Origin of the sequence: Ruminobacter sp. RM87 (assembly GCF_000701925.1) — a bacterium.
Lineage (GTDB): Bacteria > Pseudomonadota > Gammaproteobacteria > Enterobacterales > Succinivibrionaceae > Ruminobacter > Ruminobacter amylophilus.
The window spans coordinates 111,041-133,794 of record NZ_JNKD01000002.1 but is presented as its reverse complement, the minus strand read 5'-3'; the positions used below and the strand labels follow the sequence as shown (position 1 = coordinate 133,794).

The 22,754-nt window shown below is 42.0% G+C and carries 28 protein-coding genes; all 28 read right to left on the bottom strand.

Translation table 11 applies throughout. The features are described 5' to 3' along the window. Positions 1-4: 4 nt before the first annotated feature. Positions 5-457, bottom strand: a complete 453-nt coding sequence (rplO, locus tag T489_RS0101410; RefSeq protein ID WP_031578270.1) for a 50S ribosomal protein L15 — start codon at positions 455-457, stop codon at positions 5-7. A gap of 2 nt (positions 458-459) precedes the next feature. Continuing rightward, the gene (rpmD, locus tag T489_RS0101405) at positions 460-642 is read right to left on the bottom strand and encodes a 50S ribosomal protein L30 (protein ID WP_031578269.1); all 183 of its coding nucleotides are present in this window, start codon (positions 640-642) and stop codon (positions 460-462) included. A 3-nt stretch (positions 643-645) separates the two neighbouring features. Beyond that, positions 646-1,152: a 30S ribosomal protein S5 gene (gene rpsE / locus T489_RS0101400; protein WP_031578268.1), complete on the bottom strand. Its 507-nt coding sequence runs from the start codon at positions 1,150-1,152 to the stop codon at positions 646-648. Between the two features lie 11 nt (positions 1,153-1,163). Continuing rightward, entirely contained in the window at positions 1,164-1,514 is a 351-nt protein-coding gene (gene rplR, locus T489_RS0101395; RefSeq protein ID WP_031578267.1) for a 50S ribosomal protein L18, read from the bottom strand. Between the two features lie 9 nt (positions 1,515-1,523). Next, positions 1,524-2,057, bottom strand: a complete 534-nt coding sequence (gene rplF / locus T489_RS0101390; protein WP_031578266.1) for a 50S ribosomal protein L6 — start codon at positions 2,055-2,057, stop codon at positions 1,524-1,526. Between the two features lie 11 nt (positions 2,058-2,068). Next, positions 2,069-2,461 carry a 30S ribosomal protein S8 gene (rpsH, locus tag T489_RS0101385; RefSeq protein ID WP_031578265.1) on the bottom strand — a complete coding sequence of 131 codons (393 nt, stop codon included), beginning with the start codon at positions 2,459-2,461 and terminating at the stop codon, positions 2,069-2,071. 17 nt (positions 2,462-2,478) lie between these two features. Then, positions 2,479-2,784: a 30S ribosomal protein S14 gene (gene rpsN, locus T489_RS0101380; protein WP_031578264.1), complete on the bottom strand. Its 306-nt coding sequence runs from the start codon at positions 2,782-2,784 to the stop codon at positions 2,479-2,481. Positions 2,785-2,795: 11 nt separating this feature from the next. Continuing rightward, the gene (rplE, locus tag T489_RS0101375; RefSeq protein ID WP_031578263.1) at positions 2,796-3,335 is read right to left on the bottom strand and encodes a 50S ribosomal protein L5; all 540 of its coding nucleotides are present in this window, start codon (positions 3,333-3,335) and stop codon (positions 2,796-2,798) included. Positions 3,336-3,347: 12 nt separating this feature from the next. Continuing rightward, positions 3,348-3,665, bottom strand: coding sequence for a 50S ribosomal protein L24 (gene rplX / locus T489_RS0101370; protein ID WP_031578262.1), 318 nt, complete (start codon positions 3,663-3,665; stop codon positions 3,348-3,350). A gap of 14 nt (positions 3,666-3,679) precedes the next feature. After that, complete coding sequence (gene rplN, locus T489_RS0101365; RefSeq protein ID WP_031578261.1) at positions 3,680-4,048, bottom strand: 50S ribosomal protein L14; 369 nt, start codon at positions 4,046-4,048, stop codon at positions 3,680-3,682. Positions 4,049-4,312: 264 nt separating this feature from the next. Then, complete coding sequence (gene rpsQ / locus T489_RS0101360; protein ID WP_031578259.1) at positions 4,313-4,561, bottom strand: 30S ribosomal protein S17; 249 nt, start codon at positions 4,559-4,561, stop codon at positions 4,313-4,315. Then, positions 4,561-4,764 carry a 50S ribosomal protein L29 gene (rpmC, locus tag T489_RS0101355; protein WP_031578258.1) on the bottom strand — a complete coding sequence of 68 codons (204 nt, stop codon included), beginning with the start codon at positions 4,762-4,764 and terminating at the stop codon, positions 4,561-4,563. Before rpmC ends, rpsQ begins: the two co-directional genes overlap by 1 nt. After that, positions 4,764-5,177, bottom strand: coding sequence for a 50S ribosomal protein L16 (gene rplP, locus T489_RS0101350; RefSeq protein WP_031578257.1), 414 nt, complete (start codon positions 5,175-5,177; stop codon positions 4,764-4,766). Before rplP ends, rpmC begins: the two co-directional genes overlap by 1 nt. An 11-nt stretch (positions 5,178-5,188) precedes the next feature. Then, complete coding sequence (gene rpsC, locus T489_RS0101345; RefSeq protein ID WP_031578256.1) at positions 5,189-5,908, bottom strand: 30S ribosomal protein S3; 720 nt, start codon at positions 5,906-5,908, stop codon at positions 5,189-5,191. 10 nt (positions 5,909-5,918) lie between these two features. After that, positions 5,919-6,254, bottom strand: coding sequence for a 50S ribosomal protein L22 (rplV, locus tag T489_RS0101340; protein ID WP_031578255.1), 336 nt, complete (start codon positions 6,252-6,254; stop codon positions 5,919-5,921). Between the two features lie 11 nt (positions 6,255-6,265). Continuing rightward, positions 6,266-6,538 (bottom strand): 30S ribosomal protein S19, encoded by a 273-nt coding sequence (rpsS, locus tag T489_RS0101335; protein ID WP_031578254.1) that lies wholly within the window; start codon positions 6,536-6,538, stop codon positions 6,266-6,268. A gap of 21 nt (positions 6,539-6,559) precedes the next feature. Continuing rightward, on the bottom strand, positions 6,560-7,381 hold the full coding sequence (gene rplB, locus T489_RS0101330) for a 50S ribosomal protein L2 (protein ID WP_031578253.1): 822 nt from the start codon (positions 7,379-7,381) through the stop codon (positions 6,560-6,562). A gap of 11 nt (positions 7,382-7,392) precedes the next feature. After that, entirely contained in the window at positions 7,393-7,695 is a 303-nt protein-coding gene (rplW, locus tag T489_RS0101325; protein WP_342741906.1) for a 50S ribosomal protein L23, read from the bottom strand. Continuing rightward, on the bottom strand, positions 7,695-8,303 hold the full coding sequence (rplD, locus tag T489_RS0101320) for a 50S ribosomal protein L4 (RefSeq protein WP_031578251.1): 609 nt from the start codon (positions 8,301-8,303) through the stop codon (positions 7,695-7,697). The genes rplW and rplD overlap by 1 nt, the downstream gene beginning before the upstream one ends. Positions 8,304-8,317: 14 nt before the next feature. Then, positions 8,318-8,956, bottom strand: a complete 639-nt coding sequence (gene rplC / locus T489_RS0101315) for a 50S ribosomal protein L3 (protein ID WP_031578250.1) — start codon at positions 8,954-8,956, stop codon at positions 8,318-8,320. Positions 8,957-8,970: 14 nt separating this feature from the next. Beyond that, the gene (rpsJ, locus tag T489_RS0101310; protein ID WP_031578249.1) at positions 8,971-9,282 is read right to left on the bottom strand and encodes a 30S ribosomal protein S10; all 312 of its coding nucleotides are present in this window, start codon (positions 9,280-9,282) and stop codon (positions 8,971-8,973) included. Positions 9,283-9,560: 278 nt separating this feature from the next. Beyond that, the gene (argH, locus tag T489_RS0101305; protein WP_031578248.1) at positions 9,561-10,940 is read right to left on the bottom strand and encodes an argininosuccinate lyase; all 1,380 of its coding nucleotides are present in this window, start codon (positions 10,938-10,940) and stop codon (positions 9,561-9,563) included. Between the two features lie 193 nt (positions 10,941-11,133). Further along, positions 11,134-12,345, bottom strand: a complete 1,212-nt coding sequence (locus tag T489_RS0101300; RefSeq protein ID WP_031578247.1) for an argininosuccinate synthase — start codon at positions 12,343-12,345, stop codon at positions 11,134-11,136. Positions 12,346-12,352: 7 nt separating this feature from the next. Further along, on the bottom strand, positions 12,353-13,264 hold the full coding sequence (locus T489_RS0101295) for an ornithine carbamoyltransferase (protein ID WP_031578246.1): 912 nt from the start codon (positions 13,262-13,264) through the stop codon (positions 12,353-12,355). 16 nt (positions 13,265-13,280) lie between these two features. Then, positions 13,281-14,063, bottom strand: coding sequence for an acetylglutamate kinase (argB, locus tag T489_RS0101290; protein ID WP_031578245.1), 783 nt, complete (start codon positions 14,061-14,063; stop codon positions 13,281-13,283). A 14-nt stretch (positions 14,064-14,077) separates the two neighbouring features. After that, entirely contained in the window at positions 14,078-15,082 is a 1,005-nt protein-coding gene (argC, locus tag T489_RS0101285) for an N-acetyl-gamma-glutamyl-phosphate reductase (protein ID WP_031578244.1), read from the bottom strand. 265 nt (positions 15,083-15,347) lie between these two features. Continuing rightward, complete coding sequence (gene argE / locus T489_RS0101280; protein WP_031578243.1) at positions 15,348-16,487, bottom strand: acetylornithine deacetylase; 1,140 nt, start codon at positions 16,485-16,487, stop codon at positions 15,348-15,350. Between the two features lie 164 nt (positions 16,488-16,651). Beyond that, positions 16,652-22,534 carry a PKD domain-containing protein gene (locus tag T489_RS15680; RefSeq protein ID WP_084155359.1) on the bottom strand — a complete coding sequence of 1,961 codons (5,883 nt, stop codon included), beginning with the start codon at positions 22,532-22,534 and terminating at the stop codon, positions 16,652-16,654. Between the last annotated feature and the right edge of the window lie 220 nt (positions 22,535-22,754).

The following is a 22,754-nucleotide window of genomic DNA, read 5'->3' as shown; positions in this document are numbered from 1 at the left end:
ATCCTTATTCTTCTACCTTACCGCCAGCAGCTTCGATTGCAGCCTTAGCGCCCTGAGTTACCTTGAGGCCCTTAACTACTACAGCCTTGCTTAACTTAGCTTCCTTAGAAAGAATAATCTTAACATTTTCGAACTTGTGACCGATAATGTCAGCTTTCTTTAAGGACAGCAGATCAACTACTTCACCTTCAACCTTGTTTAATTCGTTGAGAGGAACTTCAGTAGTAACCTGAGCGATTCTTGAGAAGAAACCGAACTTAGGTAAACGAATCTTGATTGGCATCTGACCGCCTTCAAATCCTGGTCTAGTGCCGCCACTCTTACGAGCGCCAGCACCCTTAATACCACGACGACAGGTCTTACCAACACCAGAACCCATACCACGGCCTACTCTCAGCTTAGGCTTCTTGGAACCTTCAGCAGGCTTTAAAGAATCTAATGTTAATTTCTTTTCCATAATTATTCTTCCACCTTCACCATGTAATACACAGTAGCAACCATACCACGAATCTGTGGATTATCAGGAAGAGTTACAGTGTGACCAATATGACGAAGCTTAAGAGCACGTAAAGTAGCTACGTGATTAGGCTTGCGACCAATAGCACTCTTAGTTTGGGTAACTTTAATAGTCTTCTCAGCCATTTTTTACTCCAAAATATCGTCAAGAGTTAAACCACGCTTAGCACATACAGCAGCTGGAGACTTCATAGAGTTTAAAGCTGCTACAGTTGCTCTTACGATGTTACCAGGGTTGGTTGAACCATATGCCTTTGCAAGCACGTTCTTAACACCGGCAACTTCGAGCACAGCACGCATAGCACCACCAGCGATAATACCAGTACCTTCTGAAGCAGGCTTCATAAATACGGTAGAACCAGCGTGAGTACCTCTTACTTCGTGGTATAAAGTACCATTGTTAAGTTCAACCTTGTTTTCAGCGATGTTAGCCTTAGCCTGGTCCATAGCCTTAGCAATAGCAGCTGGAACTTCAGATGCCTTACCATAGCCATAACCAACACGACCATTGCCGTCGCCAACAACAGTTAAAGCAGTGAATGAGAAAATTCGACCACCCTTAACAACCTTTGCTACACGATTAACTGCAACTAACTTTTCCTGCAGTTCGTTAGACTGAGATTCATTTCTAGCCATTCTCATTCACCTTAGAACTTAAGACCAGCTTCACGGGCGGCGTCAGCAAGTGCTGCAACACGGCCGTGATACTGGAAACCTGAACGATCGAAAGAAACAGTGGTAACATCCTTTGCAACTGCGCGTTCAGCAACAACCTTGCCGATTAACTTCGCAGCTTCAATATTACCAGTGTACTTAACCTGTGCAGCAAGATCTTTTTCAAGAGTTGAAGCACATACAACTACGTTACCGTCGTTGTTAATTACCTGAGCGTAAATATGACGCGGAGTACGATAAACAACTAGGCGTGTAGCACCCAATTCATGCATCTTAGCACGAGCTTTCTTAGCTCTGCGAAGACGAGATAAATTCTTATCCATTGCTTATTCCTACTTCTTCTTAACTTCTTTAATATGTACAACTTCGTCAGCATAACGAACGCCCTTACCTTTATAAGGTTCTGGCTTACGATAAGCACGAAGATTTGCAGCAACCTGACCAACAAGTGCCTTGTCAACGCCTTTAACAACGATTTCAGTCTGAGAAGGAGTTTCAATAGTGATTCCTTCTGGTACATCATAGTTGATTGGGTGTGAGTAACCTAATTCAAGGTTTAACACTTTTCCCTTAGCCTGAGCACGATAACCTACACCGATTAAGGTAAGCTTACGTTCAAAGCCCTTTTCGATACCACGTACCATGTTAGCAACATTTGCACGTGCAGTACCAGACTGAGCGTTTGCTTCGAGTGAATCATCAACTGGAGCAAAAGTAACAGCGCCATCTTTAACAGCTACAGTTACTAAAGAATTGATCTTAGCACTTAATGAAGCTGACTTACCTTTAACGGTGATGTTGTTACCGTCAAGAGCAACTTCAACACCTGCAGGGATAACTACAGGAGACTTAGCAACACGAGACATTGTTTTACTCCTTAAGCTACGTAGCAAACAACTTCACCACCGATGCCCAGTTTACGAGCAGCGCGGTCAGTCATAAGCCCTTTAGAGGTAGAAATTACAGCAATACCTAAACCATTCTGAATCTTAGGAAGATCTGAACAGCTCTTGTAGATACGAAGACCAGGACGTGAAACACGCTTGATCATTTCAACTACAGGCTTGCCTTGGAAATACTTAAGGCTGATTTCAAGAACTTTCTTTTCATCGCCAGAAACAGAAAAATCTGCAATATAGCCTTCTTTCTTAAGCAGATCAACAATTGCAACTTTCTGCTTTGAAGAAGGTAAACTAATCGTAACCTTACCGGAAGCCTGGCCGTTACGAATACGAGTCAATAAATCCGAAATTGGATCCTGCATACTCATAAGTCAATCTCCTAGAATTACCAGCTGGCCTTTTTAAGACCAGGAATTTCGCCTTTCATCATGTGTTCACGAACCATGATACGAGACATACCAAACTTACGTAAATAACCATGTGGACGACCAGTGATGCTGCAACGGTTACGCTGACGGATAACACTGGAATCACGTGGAAGTGACTGAAGCTTTAAAACAGCAGCCCACTTTTCTTCATCGCTTGCGGTAACGCTAGAGATAATGTCCTTGAGTTCCTGACGCTTTTGAAAATACTTCTTAGCAAGGAGTTCGCGCTTCTTTTCGCGCATTAACATTGATGTTTTAGCCATAACTAATATCCTTACTTACGGAATGGGAAATTAAAAGCAGTTAAGAGTGCTCTTGCTTCGTCATCAGTCTTAGCAGAAGTAGTGATGGTGATATCCATACCACGAATTGCGTCAACCTTATCGAAATCAATTTCAGGGAAAATGATCTGTTCACGAACACCCATTGAGTAATTACCACGACCGTCGAAAGACTTGGCATTAACACCACGGAAGTCACGGATACGAGGCATAGCGATAGAAATTAATCTTTCGAGGAATTCCCACATACGTTCGCCACGTAATGTAACCTTACAACCGATCGGATAGCCTTCACGAATCTTAAAGCCCGCTACAGATTTACGAACCTTGGTGATTAAAGGTTTCTGACCAGAAATAGCGGTTAAATCCTTAACAGCATTTTCTAAAACCTTCTTATCGTCCACAGCTTCACCGACACCCATGTTGAGGGTTATCTTTTCAATCCTAGGGACTTGCATGACAGTCTTGTAACCAAACTGTTCAGTTAAAGTCTTGATCACTTCTTGTCTATAAATATCATGCAGTTTCGCCATTGTAAACTCCAATTATTTAACAAGTTCATTATTAGACTTAAAGAATCTAACCTTCTTAGAATCCTCAAATCTGAAACCAACGCGATCGGCCTTCTGAGTAGAAGGATTATAAATCGCAACATTAGATACATCGATAGGTGCTTCTTTAGTAACAATACCACCTTCGATACCATAAGCTGGGTTAGGCTTGATGTGTCTCTTAACGAGATTAACACCCTGAACAATAACCTTATGTTCAGCAGTTAAAACTTTAACTACCTTACCGGTCTTCTTCTTGTCCTTACCAGCGATAACAATTACTTCGTCATTCAGACGGATTTTGCTTGCCATATTTCGACCCTCTATTAAAGAACTTCAGGAGCCAGTGAAACGATCTTCATGAAACGTTCAGTACGTAATTCACGAGTTACTGGTCCAAAAATACGAGTTCCAATCGGCTGATACTGACCGTTAAGGAGAACAGCCGCATTGCGGTCAAAACGAATGACAGAACCATCCTGACGGCGAACGCCTTTCTTAGTGCGAACTACAACTGCGTTAACTACGTCACCCTTCTTTACCTTTCCGCGAGGAATTGCTTCCTTTACAGAAACCTTGATAACGTCACCAACACTGGCGTAACGACGATGTGAACCACCAAGAACCTTAATACACATTACACTACGAGCGCCTGAATTATCAGCGACATCTAGCATACTCTGCATCTGGATCATGATTATGCTCCGTTATAATAATAAAAATAAAAACAAAATTACATCTCAATACAATGAAATGGTGCGTTATAGTAACATAAAATTTCAAAAAGATTAAGGATTTTTTTGATCTAAATTCAATTATTTACAAAACTGAATTCATAAGGAGGAATTTTAACATATTCCTCTAGACTGGAATAAAGAGTTATCAGTTTGACTATATCGTTTATATAATGAAAAAAAGGGAAGCAAGCTTCCCTTTTGACAATTAACTAAATGTTAATATTAGTTGTTTTCTACAACACGAACTAAAGTCCAAGAAATGGTCTTAGAAATAGGACGGCATTCCTTGATTTCAACGATATCGCCTTCTTTAGCTACGTTGTTTTCATCCTGAACATGAAGCTTGGTAGTACGCTTAACGATCTTACCATAAATAGGGTGCTTAACTTTACGTTCAATAGCAACTACAATGGCTTTATCCATCTTGTCGCTAACTACACGACCCTGCTTTAAACGAGAAATTTCGCTCATTACTCACCATCCTTCTTTGAAGATAACTGTGCTAACACTAACTTAACACGAGCGATGTCACGACGAGTCTTCTTTAAAACTGAAACGTCCTTAAGAGAACCGGTCTTTAACATAAGCTTCTGGTTAAACTGCTGACGCAATAAGTTGGCTAACTCAGTATTGAGTTCTTCAACACTCTTATTATTAAGTTCACTTACAAACATTATAATACCGCCTTAGTTACAAAAGTGGTCTGAACAGAGAGCTTAGCAGCAGCAAGTTCGAATGCATGACGGGCTAAATCTTCAGGAATTCCACCGAGTTCGAATAAGATCTTACCTGGCTGAATTGGACAAACCCAGTATTCTACACTACCCTTACCTTTACCCATACGAACACCAAGAGCCTTTTCAGTAATTGGCTTATCTGGGAATACACGGATAAAGATCTGACCCTTACGCTGAATAGCACGAGTGAACGCTCTACGAGCAGCTTCGATTTCACGTGCAGTAATCTGACCACGGGTTACGGCCTTCAGACCAAAATCGCCGAAAGCAACGGTACCGCCTGCATAGGCAAGACCGCGGTTACGACTCTTCTGAGTCTTACGGTATTTAGTACGCTTTGGTTGTAACATAATCGATCTCCTTACTTAGCAGCCTGATTTCTAGCGTTTGGACGCTTGTTGAAATTCTTAGAAGGCTTCTTTTCTGGCTGAGCTTCAGTTTCAAGTGGTAAACCACCTAAAATTTCACCCTTGAAAATCCATACCTTAACACCGATTACACCGTAAGTGGTGTTAGCTTCAGATACAGAGTAATCAATATCAGCACGAAGAGTGTGTAATGGCACACGACCTTCACGTAACCATTCAGAACGTGCAATTTCAGCACCGCCTAAACGACCACTAGTTTCGATCTTGATACCCTTAGCACCAGCCTTCATTGCAAGCTGAATAGCCTTCTTCATAGCCTTACGGAACATAACACGATGTTCGAGCTGTGAAGCGATATTGTCAGCAACAAGCTTAGCATCTAATTCAGGAGTTCTAACTTCCATTACCTTAACAGAAGCAGCAACACCTGCAATCTTAGCAACCTGAGTGCGGATCTTTTCAAGATTAACACCCTTTTCACCATAAACAGCCTTTGGCTTACTGGTGTAGATGGTTACAGTGATGGTCTTTGCCGGTCTGTCGATAACAATACGTGATACAGAAGCGTTCTTTAATTCCTTAGAAATGTAATCACGAACCTGATAATCGCAGAAAAGATTGTCTGCGAAATCAGCAGTGTTTGCATACCAGGTAGAATTGAACTGCTTAGTAATACCTAAACGAATACCATTTGGATTAACTTTCTGGCCCATTCCTTACTCCTTACGCCTTAGCTGCCACAACAACGGTGATGTGGGAGGTACGCTTGGTGATACGGTCAGCACGACCTTTAGCACGAGCGCGGATACGCTTGAGTGAAGGACCTTCGTCAACCATAATCTGTGAAACATACAATGAATCAACATCTAAACCAACGTTGTGTTCAGCGTTAGCAATTGCTGATTTCAAAACCTTTAAAATGATAGCTGCGGACTTTCTTGGGCTAAACTGTAAAGTGTAAACAGCCTGAGCCGCAGGTAAACCGCGTACTTGGTTAGCTACTAAACGTGCTTTCTGAGCTGAAGTACGGGCATTCTTATGTATAGCGATAGCTTCCATTTAATAACTCCTTACTTACCTGCTTTATCAGCAGCGTGACCTTTGAAAGTACGAGTTGGGGCAAATTCACCCAACTTGTGACCAACCATTTCGTCAGAAATGTATACAGGTACATGCTGACGACCATTATGGACAGCGATGGTCATCCCAATCATAGTAGGGATAATTATTGAACGACGAGACCAAGTCTTAATTGGCTTCTTATCATTGCTTTCCACCGCTTTCTCTACCTTCTGCAGCAAGTGTTGGTCAATAAAAGGACCTTTCTTGAGCGAACGTGGCATGGTAATACCTCTTATCTAAAATTACTTATCACGACGACGAACGATGTACTTATCAGTACGCTTATTCTTGCGGGTCTTGTAGCCCTTACATAAGGTACCCCAAGGAGATCTTGGCTGAATACCCTTGTTACGGCCTTCACCACCACCATGTGGATGGTCGATTGGGTTCATAGACATACCGCGAACTGTAGGACGAATGCCTAACCAACGCTTAGCACCAGCCTTACCTAACTGACGAAGCATGTGTTCTGAATTACCTACTTCACCAATGGTAGCACGAGCATCTGCTAAAACGCGACGCATTTCGCCAGAACGCATACGTAAGGTTACGTAGTCACCTTCACGAGCGAGGATCTGACAGAAAGCACCGGCTGAACGTGCAAACTGAGCACCCTTACCTGGGTAAAGTTCAACAGAGTGAACATTAGTACCAACAGGGATGTTGCGTAATGGCAGAGCATTACCAACCTTAATAGATGCATGAACACCTGATTCAACAACATCACCAGCCTTTAAGCCCTTAGGAGCTAAAATATAGCTGCGAACACCGTCTGCATAGCAGATCAGTGCAATGTGTGAACTGCGGTTTGGATCATATTCAATACGTTCAACCTTAGCAGGGATACCGTCCTTAACACGCTTGAAATCGATAACACGATAACGCTGCTTGTGACCACCACCGATATGACGGGTAGTGATACGACCGTAGTTGTTACGACCACCAGTCTTACGCTTTTCTTCAACTAAACCAGCAAATGGAGCGCCCTTGTAAAGATCAGGAGTCACAATCTTAACAACGTGACGACGACCTGGAGATGTTGGTTTGCAATTAACAATTGCCATTTTTATTACTCCTATTCAGCCTGACTACCTACGAAATCGACAGTCTGACCAGGCATTAAGGTAACATAAGCCTTCTTCCAGTCCTGACGACGACCTAAACGCTGACCAGTGCGCTTTACTTTACCCTGGTAGTTAATAGTGTTTACAGCCTTAACCTTTACACCAAGAATCTTTTCAAAAGCCTGCTTGATTTCTGGCTTGGTGGCATCACTAGCAACTGCAACAGTAACAACGTTGTTAGCCTGTGCAATAGTATTGGTCTTTTCAGTTACCAATGGGCTCTTAATGATATTATAAAGACGAGAACTAACCATTATGCTAATAACTCCTCAATCTTCTTAACTGCAGCAGAAGTTACTAATACCTTGTCATGAGAGATAAGGCTTACTGGGTTGAAACCAGCACCCTGAACGCTGCATACGTCTACCTTGTAGAGGTTACGAGCTGACAGAGCTAATTTTTCTTCAAAGTCTGGAGTTACGATTAATACATCTTTGAGTGATAATTCGTTAAGCTTGTTTACGAGAGCCTTGGTCTTGATTTCTTCAACACCGAAGTTTTCAACTACAACTAAACGATCCTGACGAACTAATTCACTGAGGATGCTACGAATAGCAACACGGTACATCTTACGATTTACCTTCTGTTCCCAGTTCTGTGGCTGAGCAGCGAAAACCTTAGCACCGCCTCTCCATAATGGAGAACGGATAGAACCAGCACGTGCTCTACCGGTACCCTTCTGACGGAATGGTTTCTTACCGCCGCCAGATACTTCTGAACGGGTTAACTGAGCCTTTGAACCCTGACGGGCAAAGTTCATGTAAGCTACTACAACCTGATGAACAAGCGCTTCGTTGTATTCACGACCGAAGGTTGTTTCAGAAACCTGAAGTGGGCTTGAGCCTACCATCTTTAATTCCATGATTATCCCCTCGCTTACGCTTTAACACTTGGCTTAACAACAACAGTACCGTTGATTGCACCTGGAACAGCCCCCTTAACTAAGAGAGCATTACGTTCAGCATCAACACGTACAACCTCAAGAGCCTGTACAGTAACCTTAACATTACCTAAGTGACCGCACATACGCTTACCCTTGAATACACGACCAGGAGTCTGATTCTGACCGGTTGAACCAGGAACACGGTGAGAACGTGAATTACCGTGAGTCATATCCTGAGTACGGAAATTCCAACGCTTTACTGAGCCTGCGAAACCCTTACCCTTAGAGGTACCGGTTACGTCAACCTTCTTAACATCGTTGAATAATTCAACTTTAACTTCTGAACCTACTGAATAGTTAGCAATATCAGCGTCATCGATACGGAATTCCCATAAACCACGACCGGCTTCAACACCAGCCTTAGCAAAATGGCCAGCTTCAGGCTTAGTTAAACGGCTAGCCTTCTTTGAACCAGTAGTTACCTGGATAGCACTGTAGCCATCGGTATCTTTAGTTTTGATCTGAGTTACGCGATTTGCTTCAACTTCAATAACAGTCACAGGAATTGACTTGCCATCTTGTTCGAAGATGCGAGTCATACCAACCTTGCGACCAATTACGCCAATTGACATTATTTATCCCCTCATTAACCCAAGCTAATCTGAACATCAACACCTGCAGCAAGATCAAGACGCATTAAAGCATCAACAGTCTTGTCAGTGTGTTCAACGATATCCACAAGACGCTTGTGGGTGCGAATTTCGTACTGATCACGCGCATCTTTGTTTACGTGTGGAGAAATCAGTACAGTAAAACGTTCCTTACGAGTAGGAAGTGGAATTGGACCACGCACCTGTGCACCAGAACGCTTAGCAGTTTCAACAATTTCCGCAGTAGACTTGTCGATTAATCTATGATCGAAAGCCTTTAAGCGAATACGAATTCTTTGGTTTGGCATATTACCAGAGCTCCAAATGGAAAAAGAACAAAAAAGACAAACCCGCCGTCTCGCCATATCTTTTTAATTTTTAGGCAAGAGGAGATTAGTCCAAACTAATTAAATCCCTAAATATCTTAGGGGGTAAATGCTATAAGAGCATCGCTCGTTAAAGAGCTAAGTAATTATAGTTAATTTTTCTATAATTGCAAGAAGAATGTGATCTTTTTTACCTTTTTAATTAAAAACGGCCAGATAAATTTATCTGACCGTTTTAGCTGAGGATTTACTTCAAATGATTATCTAGCTGACAACTCATTCTTCATGAAATCAACCGCTGATCTAATCTGTTCCAGAGATACACCACCCTTTGCGCAGCGCTTCTTGAGTATGGATTCAATAGTAAGAATCGGATATACGTCGTCTGAAATTCTGTCATTGAACTGACGGAATTCTTCTACTGTCAAATCTTCCAACGGTTTACCCTGCTTAATGGCATACACCACCGCCTCACCAACAATGTGGTGAGCTTCTCTGAAAGGAATCCCCTTGGATACAAGATAGTCAGCAAGTTCAGTAGCATTAGAATAACCGCCCTTTGCTGCAGCCAGGGTTCTTTCCTTATTTACCTTGATGTCTTCGAATACCAGGCAGGCCATATCTAAACAGTCATGCCATGTATCAAGAGCATCAAACAGACCTTCTTTATCTTCCTGCATATCCTTATTGTATGCAAGAGGAAGCCCCTTGAGAGTAGTAAGCATACCCATAAGAGAACCTATTACACGTCCGCTTTTTCCTCTGATAAGCTCACATGCATCAGGATTCTTCTTCTGCGGCATTAATGATGAACCACTGGTCACACGATCAGAAAGTTCGATAAATCCTGATTCACCGCTGTTGTAAAAAATAATATCTTCAGCCATTCTGGCAAGATGTACCATGGAAATGGATGAACAGCTTAAAAGTTCGAGCACATGATCTCTGTCTGAAACACTATCGAGACTGTTTCTTGTTGCTCTGCTGAATCCGAGATCCTTTGCCAGTGCTTCACGATCAATAGGATAGGCAGTACCTGCAAGTGCGGCACTTCCTAATGGACAGGTGTTTAACAGTTCCAGACAGTTACTGAGTCTTCTGTAATCCCTATCAAACATTTCAACATATGCCATCGCCCAATGACCGAATGTAACAGGCTGAGCTCTCTGCAAATGAGTGTAACCAGGAATTACGGTGTCAAAATTTTTGTCAGCGAAATCGACAAGCGTCTTTTCCAGACCGGTAATGGACTTAAGAAGAATTGCAACCTGTGCTCTGCACCAGAGCTTAAGATCCGTGGCAACCTGATCGTTTCTGCTTCGTCCTGTATGTAACTTCTTGCCTAAATCACCAACCTTTTCAATAAGTCTGGCCTCAACATATGAATGAATGTCTTCATAGCCTGCATGAGCAATTGAATGAGGATCTTTTTCAACTTCGGCCAGTAATTCGTTAAGAGCCTTCAAGAGTTTTTCCAACTCTTCTGCTGAAATAATATTTACTGAGGCAATTGCTTTTGCCCAGCCAATTGAACCTTCGATATCCTCTTTTGCCATACGATAGTCAAAGACTAATGAATCGTTAAAAGATTTAAATCTTGCATCCGCTTCCTGTGTAAAGCGACCACCCCATAAAGCCATATTTATCTACCTCGCAATATTTTTGTGTCATTATATATTATTTAAGCCTAATTTCATAAAACAAAATAGAAACGCGACACACGCTTACAGACTTACTCCAGCTCCTAAAAATAAAGGCGTACTCAAATGAATACGCCTTCTGCATGAATCAGCCAATCTTAATCATAGACTAAGACTGCATCCTGACAGTAAATTACTTCTTGTTTGAAGCGTTGATGGCACGGATACGAGCTGGTAAAGAATAAAGCTTGATAAAGCCTTCAGCATCAGCCTGATTGTAAACTTCATCTTCACCAAAGGTACAGAAATCTACATTAAAGAGACTGTGGTCTGACTTCTTCTGAATAGCAGTTACAGAGCCCTTGTAGAGCTTAAGAACTACTTCACCACTGCAAACTTCTGCAATGTTATTTGCTGATGCTAAAATAGCATCACAAAGTGGAGTAAACCAGCGACCATCGTAAACCAGCTGAGCAAAATCTTCACTGATCTTTGCCTTGAAAGATCTTAAGGTCTTATCAAGTACGAGTTCATCGATAGCGCGTAAAGCAGCAAGCATTACGGTTCCGCCTGGGGTTTCATAGCAACCGCGAGACTTCATACCAACAAGTCTGTTTTCAGTAATATCAACACGACCAACACCATGACGGGCAGCAATGTCATTCAAGGTTGCGAGACAGTTATATGCAGACATTTCCTTACCGTTGACAGCAACGATTTCACCCTTTTCGATCTTTACTGATACTTCTTCAGGAGTATTAGGTGCATCTTCAGGCTTGGTAGTCCAAGTCCATACAGCATCAGTAGCCTTGTTCCAGGTATCTTCCAGTTCACCACCTTCAGTTGAAATGTGCCATGCATTAGCATCGCGGCTGTAGATCTTCTTTAAAGTAGCCTTACATGGAATATTGCGTTCGCTTAAGTAATTTAAAAGTTCTTCACGTGAACGCATCTTCCAGATACGCCATGGAGCAATAACCTTAAGCTGAGGAGCAAGTGCAGCTACAGCACTTTCAAAGCGAACCTGGTCGTTACCCTTACCGGTACAACCGTGAGCAATAGCATCAGCACCTTCAGCAATGGCAACTTCTACAAGAGCCTTGGCAATTACTGGACGAGCCATGGAAGTACCTAAAAGATAAGTACCTTCGTATACTGCACCGGTCTTTAAAGTTGGGTAAACGTAATCTTTTACGAATTCTTCCTTTAAATCCTTAACGATGCACTTTGAAGCGCCTGAAGCCTTTGCCTTATCTTCAACACCTTCAAGATCGTCAGCGCCCTGACCTACGTCAGCAACGAAACAAATAACTTCACAATTATCGTAGTTTTCCTTTAACCAAGGTACGATAGCAGAGGTGTCAAGACCACCTGAATAGGCTAATACTACTTTTTTAACAGCCATTTTATTTCTACTCCTGATTTAATAAAGTACTTAAAACTGCCATATGAGCGTGCATACGATTTTCACCCTCATCATAAATTAATGAGCTTGGGCCATCCATAACTTCAGATGTAATTTCATATTCTCTATGAGCAGGCTGGCAATGCAGTACATGACGAATGCCAGTCTTGTCAAGCAGCTGCTGATTAATCTGATAAGGCATGAATCTGGCCTTAACTTTATCCAATGGAGTATCATCCCCCATTGAAACCCAAGTATCGGTATATGCTACATCAAAACCGTTGATATCTTCAACACTGTCGGTAACCTTAAGCTTCGCACCTGTATGTTTTGCCACTTCGCATGCTGCTTCATACACCTGAACATCAGGACCGCTTCCCTTAGGACATACGCAGGTAACATCAGTACCAAGTTTGGCGCCGGCAATCAGCAGTGAATTTGTAACATTATTGCCGTCACCGAGATAAGCAAGCTTTACCTTTGAGAGATCACTGTAATGTTCTCTGATGGTCTGAAAATCCGCAAACGCCTGACATGGGTGATACAAATCGCACAGTGCATTAACAACCGGAACGGTGCCATATTTCACAAGTTCCTGAAGAGTGCTGTGAAGGAATACGCGGGCAACAATACCATTTACCCAGCGTGACATATTGCAGGCATAATCCTTTACGGATTCTCTGTGCCCGAATTCACCATTTTTCTGGTCAAGATAAATGCTGTGACCGCCCAGTCTGTACATACCTGCTTCAAAAGTCACTCTTGTACGTAATGACGGCTTTTCAAAAAGAGTCACAACTGTCTTACCGGCCAGATTAGTTGAATACTTCGCTGGATTTTCCTTCATATCCTTAGCCAGCTCAAGAACCTGAAGATATTCATCTGAGCTGAACTCAAAACCAGTTAATAAATGACGCATATTATCTCCTAAAATATTATTCTGGGAGCACTCTTGTACCGATGGCTTCACCACTTAACAAAGCGTTAATCTTATCAGGATAACGCCAGCTGGCCACGCTTAACGGTTTATTTAAAGCCTTGGCAGCCTTAAGAGCTGCCTTAACCTTAACTTCCATGCCTCCGGTTATGGTACCGTCCGCAATTAAATCTGCGGCATGCTTTTCAGTCATGGTGGTAATCAGATTACCATTCTTGTCCAAAATGCCATCAACATCTGACAAAAGTGCCAAATCAGCTTTTAATGAGATTGCCAAAGCCACTGCAGCCTGATCAGCGTTAACATTCATAAGCTTTCCATCGTCAGTTATACCAATAGAACTGATGGTTGGCATATAACCAGCTTCCAATAATACTTCAAGAAGCTTTGGAGAACCAATTGTCGCACTGCCTACAGCACCGAGTTCCTCATTAAGCTGAGTTACTTTGGTGATTGATCCGTCGGTTAAACATAAACCTACGGCATCAACACCCATTGACTTAGCCTTGGCAAGCATCAGCTTGTTAGCAGTACCAGCCAAAGCACCTGTGATATAAGGGATCTGATCAAAAGGAGTCACACGAAGGCCATTTTTCTTTTCTGACTTCATGCCAAGTCCCTTAAGTAAATCATCAACAAGACAGCCGCCGCCGTGAACAAGGACAATCGGTCTCTTGTGATCTTTCAAATATGAAGTTAATCCTTCATATAATGCAGTTAACGCCTCATCGTTTTCAATCAAAGCGCCACCGAGTTTAATGATTAATACATTATCCAACATAGCCAACCACCGTATTATAATAAACCTGCAGTAGGTTCAAAACCAAAACGAATATTAATACACTGCATTGTATGAGCTGCGGCACCTTTCTGTAAATTGTCTATTGCAGAGCATACAACCAGAGTATTTCCTTCTCTCTGATAATGAATGTCGCAGAACGGAGTAAATTCAACATCCTTTACTGCAGGCCAGTGATCAACGATACGAACAATATTCTGTCCTGCATACTTTTCCTTATATGCCTTTTCTATCATTTCATCGGTAACACCATCTCTGAGCTGAACATAGATGGTTGCAAGAATACCTCTCTTGAAATTGCCGAGATGAGGCTGGAACAAAACCTTCTGTCCGAGATGATGACTGATTTCAGGACGATGTCTGTGTTTGAACACACCGTATGCGTTAAGACTTACTTCGCAGAAACTGTTGGTTAATGAAGCCTTTCTGCCTGATCCGGTAACTCCTGAAACAGCATTAATGATTGGCATGCTACCTTCGGCGATCAGATTGTTAACTGCAAGAGGCTTTAATGCAGAAAGAGAAGCAGTTGGATAGCAGCCTGCTACTGCAATCAGGTTGGTCTTCTTAATTTCCTCAGCATTCCATTCAGCAAGACCATATACAGCCTGTTCAAGATACTTAAGATTTTCGTGTTCAAAACCATAATATTCAGGATAAAAAGCCGGATCATTCACGCGATACGCACCTGACAGATCAAACACCTTACAGCCGGCATCAACAAGCTCAGGAGCAAGTCTCATACTTACTACGTGGGCTGTAGCCAGACATACTATGTCACACTTCTTTACATCGTTTAAAGCTTCTGCGGTCAAAGGCTGAAGCGGTAAATCGACATATGAGTGGAGGCGAGGATACAAACTGCTTAAGAGCTTACCGGCGTCAGCACTGCCTTCAGATACATATAAACCGCCAATCTGAAGATTTGGATGTTTAGCAACAATTAAAGATAAGTCAGCACCTGCATAACCGCTGGCACCAATGATAGCTACATTAAGCATTCTGTTATATTCCTTAATTCTGTATAAAAAATTTTTACCTTATATGGTAACAAAATAATTTATTGTAAAAGAGAGGCACCATACAAAGACCGCCTGCTCGAATCATGTACTGTCGCAATTTTAAGCAGAAACAATACAGCTTGCATATTATTACATATTTATGCAGTTTTTGTGCATAAATATTTAAAAAATCTTAAAATTTTTACCAAGTCTACACTTTTTAAAATAAACTTTTAAAAAATAATATAGAAAAATCGAAACTGTTTTACATACAGTAACGTTTAACTATGCTGAGAAGTATATCCTGAGCAGGAGCTATCTCATCCATATCGAGATATTCGTTCGGCTGATGAGCCATGTCTATACTGCCGGGCCCAAGAACAACTGTTTCGCTGATATTCTGGTAGTAAGTTGCTTCAGTAGCATAGTTTACAGCCACAGCATTCTTTCCGGTAACCTCTTCCAGATATTTAACCGTCTCATCAGATATTTTTCCCCCAAAAGGTTCAGTAGGTTCATATGGAACAAAAAGTTCAATATTCTGAGGGTATTTGTTCAGGACAGGCTGAAGTACCTCACGGGTAAGTTTCATCATTTCCTCAACTCCATGTCCCGGAATAGGTCTGATGTCAAACAGTAATTCACAGTTCTCACAAATTCTGTTTGGGGCATCGCCACCCGAAATTTTTCCTATATTACTTGTCGGATAAGGAATCTGAAACAGATCTTCGTGGTATCTCTCTTTAAGTTCTTTTTCAAGATTCAGAAGACCGCCAACTACTTCATGCATTATCTTTATGGCATTGGTGCCGGCATCAGGATTTGAACTGTGTCCTCCTTTTCCTTTTACTCTAACCCCCTGCACCACATGACCTTTATGCATAATAACTGGTACCATGGAAGTAGGTTCACCTATTATCATTAGATCAGGTTTATCAGAGAACTGTTCCTGAAGAGAAATAGCGCCCCCCATATTTGTTTCCTCATCACCGGTCGCAATAACGTAAAGAGGTTTTTTAAGAGCTGATAATTCAATGTTTTCTATTACATTGTAAACAAATGCAAAAAAGCCCTTCATATCAATAACTCCCAACCCATAGAGCCTGTTATCTCTCTCTGTCAGCTCAAAAGGATTACTGAGCCATTTTCCCTCATCACATGGAACAGTGTCTGTATGACCGCACAGAGCAAGTCCACCGGCTCCGCTCCCGATTTTCGCTATCAGGTTATATTTGTTTCTGGAATTCTTTACAGGAAGTTTTTTGGTCACAAACCCCTTATCAGTAAGATAATCATTCAGAAAATCTATCACCTCTTCATTGGAAATATCCTGCTCCGGTATCTCGGAGCTGATGGAATTAATGGAAATCAGTTTTCTGTAAAAGTCAATGAAATCAGCAGCCATAATTATTCCCGTACCTGGTTGAGTCTGAATATGAGAAGGATTTTAAATTATCCGATGTCAGATTATGACACGTTCAAATATATGTTTTTTTTTCAAATAATACAACAAAAAAAGGACCCACTTTCGTGAGTCCTTTAAAAAGGTATTAGCTAATTATTATTGAATTAGCGCTTAACTTCAAGAAGAATTAAGCTGCCGGTTCCAGAGAGAGATACAGAACCGCCACTGACAGTACCTGTAGCTCCACTGTAGCCATCCATAACTTCAGTTCCATCTTCGAAGCAGTCACCAACGTTAACAGATGACGCTGAACCAACATGAATTACAACAGCATTGCTGATGTTTTCAGATGAGTTGTCATACTTACGACAGAGTGAACCATCGCCAGTTTCAGTCTGCTTACCGGCACCTACAGCTGGGTTACGGAATCTGAACTGACCAACCTTCTGCCAGTGAGCAAGAGTTTCATTTGATGAGAAACTGGTGCTGATTGAATCAACGTTGGCAGCCCATTCAGCCTGGTTACTGATGTCTGAAGGGAAGTTCATATCAGAACGGGTACCATGTTCTTCATCGTTGCCTGAACCGCCGTTATCATTTGGACGGGCAGTTTCGTCACCGTAGTAAACCTGAACACCGCCTGGTAAGAGTACAAGACCTGTACCAAGAGCCTTCATGTCACCCGGACGGCAAAGCTGGGTATCATGTGATGATACGTATGACAGAGCGTTCAGAGCTGGAGCACTGGTTCCGTTATTAAACTTGCCGGCATATGATGACCAGGTACTTGCATCTGGTGTTGAACATCCTAAGCTGAAGTTAATCATGGAGTTAAATCCGCCTGTACTGCCATAACCTGAGCCGTCAGAAGGATCAGTACCGAAGTTCCAGTGTTCACCGGTCATCCAGAAATCGTCAGTCCATGATGCGGCTGGATCATCACCGTTTGCGTGATTTGCTCTCCACTTGGCCAAAGCTTCATTAGAGTACTTCTTGAGTTTACCCCATGTTGCCTTTTCAACGTGCTTTGCAGTATCACAACGGAAACCGTCAATACCGAATTCTTCAACCCATGATGCTAACCAGTGAGCTTCAAAATCAGCTACAGACATATTGCCTGCACGATAAGCCTTAGCAGCAGGAATGTCGTGGGCAGCATCTGCAGTTTGCCACTTGTTAACCAGGAAAGTTGGCAGATTTACGGAAGAACCGTTTGGTTCGTTCTTGAAATCTGGCAGGTATGATGAACAGGTGGTTAAATCATCTGAACCGCAACCGCCGTATGCACCGAATCTTAACCAGTTTGCACCCCACCAGCTGTCCCACCTGCTGTCAGCAGCTTCACTGATTGGCTTATTATGGTAAGACTCACCACTACCTGGAGTCCATTCTTCACAGGCGTTCTTGCCATCTGAACGAACACCAAAGCCGAAGTCACACATATCCTTCAGTGTGGCGTAACCGGAGTGATTCATTACCACGTCCATAACTACACGGATACCACGCTTATGAGCTTCTGTTACAAATTCTCTGAATTCATCAACAGTACCCATGTTAGCATCCAAGGAGGTAAAGTCTAAGGCATAGTAACCGTGATATGCATAGTGCTGGAAATTACCTTTCTTGCCACCGCCGGTCCAGCCGTGAGACTGTTCATATGCAGCAGTAAGCCAAATAGCATTCATACCCAGAGACTTGATGTAATCAAGATTTTTAGTCAGCCCCTTGATATCACCGCCATGGAATGTTGCTGTAGGATGACCTGAAGCATCTGGATTTTTTCTTCCATATGAGTTATCGTTTGAAGTGTTACCGTTCGCAAAACGGTCAGTAACAACGAAGTAAATCAGAGCATTATTCCATGTAAAATCAACACCTGTTACTGGAGGTGGGGTTACCCACTTACTCTTTTGAATGGTGTAGGTTGAAGAAGCATCACCGTAAGTTACAGTCAGAGTAGCCTTCTTTGGATCTTCACCAGCTTCAGTATCAGGAGCAGTTACGTTGGCTCCCACACGGATTATTTCACCATTGGTAAATTCCTGTTCAGAACCGTCAATAGTGTAAGTACCCTTGGTTTCCTTACCGACTCCCTTACCATAAATCATTAAGGCAACATCTTTGTATGCTGATGAAGCTTCACCGTCTTTTTCAACGATCTTAATGATTGAACCGTCTGCCTGTTTCTTATTATCAACAGTTACATAAGTTTCTGTCTTAACCTCAGCTGGGGTCATACCGCATTCATCAGCAGTCTTAAACTTCTTGGCTGAGAAATCAAAACAAGGAGTTGCTGAAGAATACTCAACGCCTGGCTGATTCTGACCTGGATACTGATTAAGTCCACCTATAGTATCAGAGAAAATGGCTAAAGCTGAATCAACTGTAGTTGAAGGAGTATATGTGTAGAATGATTCAGTGCATCCTTCAATCTTGGTCATTGCAGCACCAGGCCATGAACCACCAGAGTAGTTGGTTTTTGAATCCTTGTACAGCCAGACGTAAGGAGATGTAAAGCCGTCATACTTAAGGATGATGGAATTAGCCGGAGCCTTGCAGTTTGATTCAGTGTATACACTAACATCTGCAAATTCACCTGTTGAAGTACTCCATTCTGACGGATTAGGGCATTCATCCCCCTGACATGCAGGAATGGTCACAGTATAAGTTTCTGAACCTGTACGATATCCCTTGGCACTGTCAGCAGTAACCTTAAGTGTAAAGGTCTGTTCCTTGGCACTCTTGTTTACGGTAAATGACTTGGTAGTATCGTTGTATTCAGAGGTAACCTTTGAACCTACAGATGGTTCCCAGGTATACTTGACACCTTTATAGCCGGTTGCAACAGTTGCAGTTACGGTTACAGACTTGCCGTTATCCTTGGTTGAACCGTTGAGACTAACTTCAATGGCAGAGGTATCAATCTGACACTGCGGATCAGGTTCACAAACCTCCTTTTCAACATCAGTACATGTTTCTTGACCGGTACCGGTTGACTGAAGCTTACCTACGGATGCCAGAGGAACGGTTATAATATCCAGATCTTCCTTTTCATGAGAAGTGGAATCTTCAACAGAATATGGTTCAGATGCTGCATCAACCATTACCGGATCCCAAGGCAGACAATCCATTGGAGACGTGCCCATTGTGGTGAACCACATTACCTTGACACCATGGCTGGTCATCCATGCTGAATCAACGCCTATGCTTGCCAGTGGAATCGTAACCTGATACATACGACCTGCAGCATTCTTGTTTGAAGTCGGCATCAGGTCAGTATAAAGGGATGTATCCTTGTACTGGTCAGCACCACCATCGTAATTATTGGCAATACCCCAGTAATTTGCTGATACTGGCTGCTGATAAACCACACGTTCAATACCAGCGGCATCAAAACCGATTAAATAGCCACCTTCTACGTCATAAGAGAACAGGCCTTCTGAATTAGTAAGGAAGAGCCCCGGCTTGTTAACGGTAGGAAGACGAGGGTGGAACATAAGTAAAGTGTCCAGACCATCTTTAATATTCCAGAATGTTAACTTATCATTCCAAGGATTACCGCCTTCATCCATCAGACCTACACCGGCCTTTCTCTTGCCGGTATTAATTGCAATACCGTTAGGAAGGAACTGGTAAGAAGAGGCATCGAAATCACTTCCTGTTTCAGCATCCTGAAGATTTGGGAATTCCACCATCAGATAAAGATTTGTGTCATCCCATGCTGCGTGAAGACTGTAAACATCAGTTGGATATTCATGGTAGCCACGATAAGCGCGAGGGTCATCGTTTGCGGCACTTACAGCTATTAAAGTGTCATCCCCCCAGTCTGACGCTCCTGAGATAGTCTTATTGGCACCTACGTTACCGTTAGGATTTGTTGCATGATACGCATCTGAAACAGCTCCTTCAGTAGTACCACCGCCACCGGTACATACTGTTTCGGTCTTGGTGGTGCACACTTCCTCGCATGAAGTATCTGCATCACCCTTACAGTACGGATCGCTGTCAGTACAGATATCTGAAACATTGATGCTTACTGGATTGGTAACAAAAACACTTGTCTTTCCGTCAGACACTGTAAGTTTTGCGGTGTAATTACCATTTGCAGCATATGTATGTTTTGGATTCTTTTCAGTAGATGTAGCACCATCACCGAAATTCCATGAATATGTGAGTTCATCACCATCCTGATCTTCAGAGTTATTGGTAAACGTTGCAGTGTATCTGTCTACCGAAACGCTGAATTTTGCAACAGGTGAATTATTTTCCATTGTTACGGTAACATTCTGCGTGAACTCTTCTGATGCCAGCTTACCGTCGTTAACAGTTAATTTAACGGTGTAGGAAGCATTCTTTGCTTCATAGGTATGCTGAGGATTCTTTGCAGTAGATGACTGGCCGTCACCGAAATCCCAAACGTATGATAACTGATCACCATCAGCGTCTGTTGAACCATCAGTGAAAGTAACCACATTCTGTGCGGCACTGTAACTAAACATTGCAACAGGCTTGTGGTTTACAACTGGATCAATGATGCTAACATTTACACTGTGTTCCTTAGTAACAGTAGCTGCGCCATCATTTGCAGTCAGCTTGACTGTGTAGGCACCTGATTTAGCATACTGATGTTCCGGACTAACCTGAGTTGAGGTAGTGTTATCACCAAAATCCCATACATATGACAATTCGTCACCATCAGGATCGTTTGATGTATTTGTAAATTTCACCAGTCCATTCTCTTCTGTATATGAGAACTCAGGGACAGGAGGATTATTTTCAGATGAAACCTTTACAGGATTGGTGATACTTGACTCGGTCTTGCCATCTGAAACAGTCAGTTTAACACTGTAATTGCCATAATCAGCATATACATGAGTTGGATTCGCATCAGTTGATTTCTGACCGTCGCCGAAATCCCAAACGTATGATAACTGATCACCATCCTTATCAGATGACTTATTAGTAAATTTAACTGTCTTTCCGTTAACTTCTGAAATGAACGCAGCTTCTGGAGCATTATTTACATTATCGGTAACATTAACAGTTACAGACTGAGTTAACTGATAAACATCTCCGTCAGCAATGGTAACTACAACAGTATATGTACCTGATTTCTTGTATACATGAGTTGGGTTCAGTTCAGTTGAGGTTTCATTGTCACCAAAATTCCACTTTACACTTGCTTCATCTGAAACATTTGTCAGTTTAAAGGTAACACTTCCGGTTCCTTCAGTCACGCTATATGACATTTCCGGTGCATCAGGTGATGGAGGAACTGGCGGATTCGGATTATCAAATGTCTTCATACCTATGGCAGAAACACTTCTTAACATCTTGATTCTGTCATTATCGTTTTCTGACAGATATGTCTTAATCTTCTGCAGTAAACCATTCAACTGATTCGATACAGTACCGTAAGCACCTGAAGACAGGTCATTTGCAAGCTTGCCATAACCTAAAATAAGTAAAGTATCGGATAACGATTTAACATCTGCATCAAGACTGTTGAACGCGGTATCATAACCAAAATCACTAGAATTTGCACTTGTGCCGATAATGCTGGCAAGGTCATCAGGCCCTGCTATATTGCCTGAACCGGAATTCTGGGAATACGCCAGATTGGTTAATGGATTCAAATTAATTACATCTGAAACAGACTTTGTTGATGCCCCTGAAGCTGCTCCGCCAACGTTGGCCTTGATTCTCATCTTTGAAAGAGCGTTCTGGGCAATGACATTCACACCGTTTAAGTTGATTGAACTATCGTATTCTAATTTAGCTGAACCGCTAACACCATTCACGGTTTTGTTTGGCTCACCTGAGTCACAGCTGTCATTTTTGTTTAAATCAAGACAGATTTGGGTTACAGTGCTTGATGCATCTGCATTACCATCAGCCATTGCTGCGTCATTAGAAGAATAAAGACTGTAATTTACAGTCATATATGCATTATCTGGTGTTGGATTATCCCCACCACCACCGCCACCACCACACGCAGTGACTGCCATAGCAGATGCAATAGCTAAAGATAAAGTTGTTAATTTCATTGTCTATAATCCTGAATTGGGTTTAACATCTGACAAATTTAAATAAATTTAAATATGTTTTAACATTGCGTTAACATTTCAAATTTACTTTAATTTAAAATTTTAATACATAAAAAAAACGATTTCAAACTTATTTCATAAATATCTTTTTTTTATATTTTTTCTGAAATACAGATCACATTTATACAATGTTTTCTAAATTTTATAGACACACAAAATA

Bases quoted from the DNA above. Each gene is read 5' to 3' on its own strand.
- rplO (WP_031578270.1), bottom strand. From the start codon at position 457: ATGGAAAAGAAATTAACATTAGATTCTTTAAAGCCTGCTGAAGGTTCC.
- rpmD (WP_031578269.1), bottom strand. From the start codon at position 642: ATGGCTGAGAAGACTATTAAAGTTACCCAAACTAAGAGTGCTATTGGT.
- rpsE (WP_031578268.1), bottom strand. From the start codon at position 1,152: ATGGCTAGAAATGAATCTCAGTCTAACGAACTGCAGGAAAAGTTAGTT.
- rplR (WP_031578267.1), bottom strand. From the start codon at position 1,514: ATGGATAAGAATTTATCTCGTCTTCGCAGAGCTAAGAAAGCTCGTGCT.
- rplF (WP_031578266.1), bottom strand. From the start codon at position 2,057: ATGTCTCGTGTTGCTAAGTCTCCTGTAGTTATCCCTGCAGGTGTTGAA.
- rpsH (WP_031578265.1), bottom strand. From the start codon at position 2,461: ATGAGTATGCAGGATCCAATTTCGGATTTATTGACTCGTATTCGTAAC.
- rpsN (WP_031578264.1), bottom strand. From the start codon at position 2,784: ATGGCTAAAACATCAATGTTAATGCGCGAAAAGAAGCGCGAACTCCTT.
- rplE (WP_031578263.1), bottom strand. From the start codon at position 3,335: ATGGCGAAACTGCATGATATTTATAGACAAGAAGTGATCAAGACTTTA.
- rplX (WP_031578262.1), bottom strand. From the start codon at position 3,665: ATGGCAAGCAAAATCCGTCTGAATGACGAAGTAATTGTTATCGCTGGT.
- rplN (WP_031578261.1), bottom strand. From the start codon at position 4,048: ATGATCCAGATGCAGAGTATGCTAGATGTCGCTGATAATTCAGGCGCT.
- rpsQ (WP_031578259.1), bottom strand. From the start codon at position 4,561: ATGAGCGAAATTTCTCGTTTAAAGCAGGGTCGTGTAGTTAGCGACAAG.
- rpmC (WP_031578258.1), bottom strand. From the start codon at position 4,764: ATGTTTGTAAGTGAACTTAATAATAAGAGTGTTGAAGAACTCAATACT.
- rplP (WP_031578257.1), bottom strand. From the start codon at position 5,177: ATGTTACAACCAAAGCGTACTAAATACCGTAAGACTCAGAAGAGTCGT.
- rpsC (WP_031578256.1), bottom strand. From the start codon at position 5,908: ATGGGCCAGAAAGTTAATCCAAATGGTATTCGTTTAGGTATTACTAAG.
- rplV (WP_031578255.1), bottom strand. From the start codon at position 6,254: ATGGAAGCTATCGCTATACATAAGAATGCCCGTACTTCAGCTCAGAAA.
- rpsS (WP_031578254.1), bottom strand. From the start codon at position 6,538: ATGCCACGTTCGCTCAAGAAAGGTCCTTTTATTGACCAACACTTGCTG.
- rplB (WP_031578253.1), bottom strand. From the start codon at position 7,381: ATGGCAATTGTTAATTGCAAACCAACATCTCCAGGTCGTCGTCACGTT.
- rplW (WP_342741906.1), bottom strand. From the start codon at position 7,695: ATGGTTAGTTCTCGTCTTTATAATATCATTAAGAGCCCATTGGTAACT.
- rplD (WP_031578251.1), bottom strand. From the start codon at position 8,303: ATGGAATTAAAGATGGTAGGCTCAAGCCCACTTCAGGTTTCTGAAACA.
- rplC (WP_031578250.1), bottom strand. From the start codon at position 8,956: ATGTCAATTGGCGTAATTGGTCGCAAGGTTGGTATGACTCGCATCTTC.
- rpsJ (WP_031578249.1), bottom strand. From the start codon at position 9,282: ATGCCAAACCAAAGAATTCGTATTCGCTTAAAGGCTTTCGATCATAGA.
- argH (WP_031578248.1), bottom strand. From the start codon at position 10,940: ATGGCTTTATGGGGTGGTCGCTTTACACAGGAAGCGGATGCAAGATTT.
- T489_RS0101300 (WP_031578247.1), bottom strand. From the start codon at position 12,345: ATGGCTGTTAAAAAAGTAGTATTAGCCTATTCAGGTGGTCTTGACACC.
- T489_RS0101295 (WP_031578246.1), bottom strand. From the start codon at position 13,264: ATGCGTCATTTATTAACTGGTTTTGAGTTCAGCTCAGATGAATATCTT.
- argB (WP_031578245.1), bottom strand. From the start codon at position 14,063: ATGTTGGATAATGTATTAATCATTAAACTCGGTGGCGCTTTGATTGAA.
- argC (WP_031578244.1), bottom strand. From the start codon at position 15,082: ATGCTTAATGTAGCTATCATTGGTGCCAGCGGTTATGCAGGTGCTGAC.
- argE (WP_031578243.1), bottom strand. From the start codon at position 16,487: ATGGCTGCTGATTTCATTGACTTTTACAGAAAACTGATTTCCATTAAT.
- T489_RS15680 (WP_084155359.1), bottom strand. From the start codon at position 22,534: ATGAAATTAACAACTTTATCTTTAGCTATTGCATCTGCTATGGCAGTC.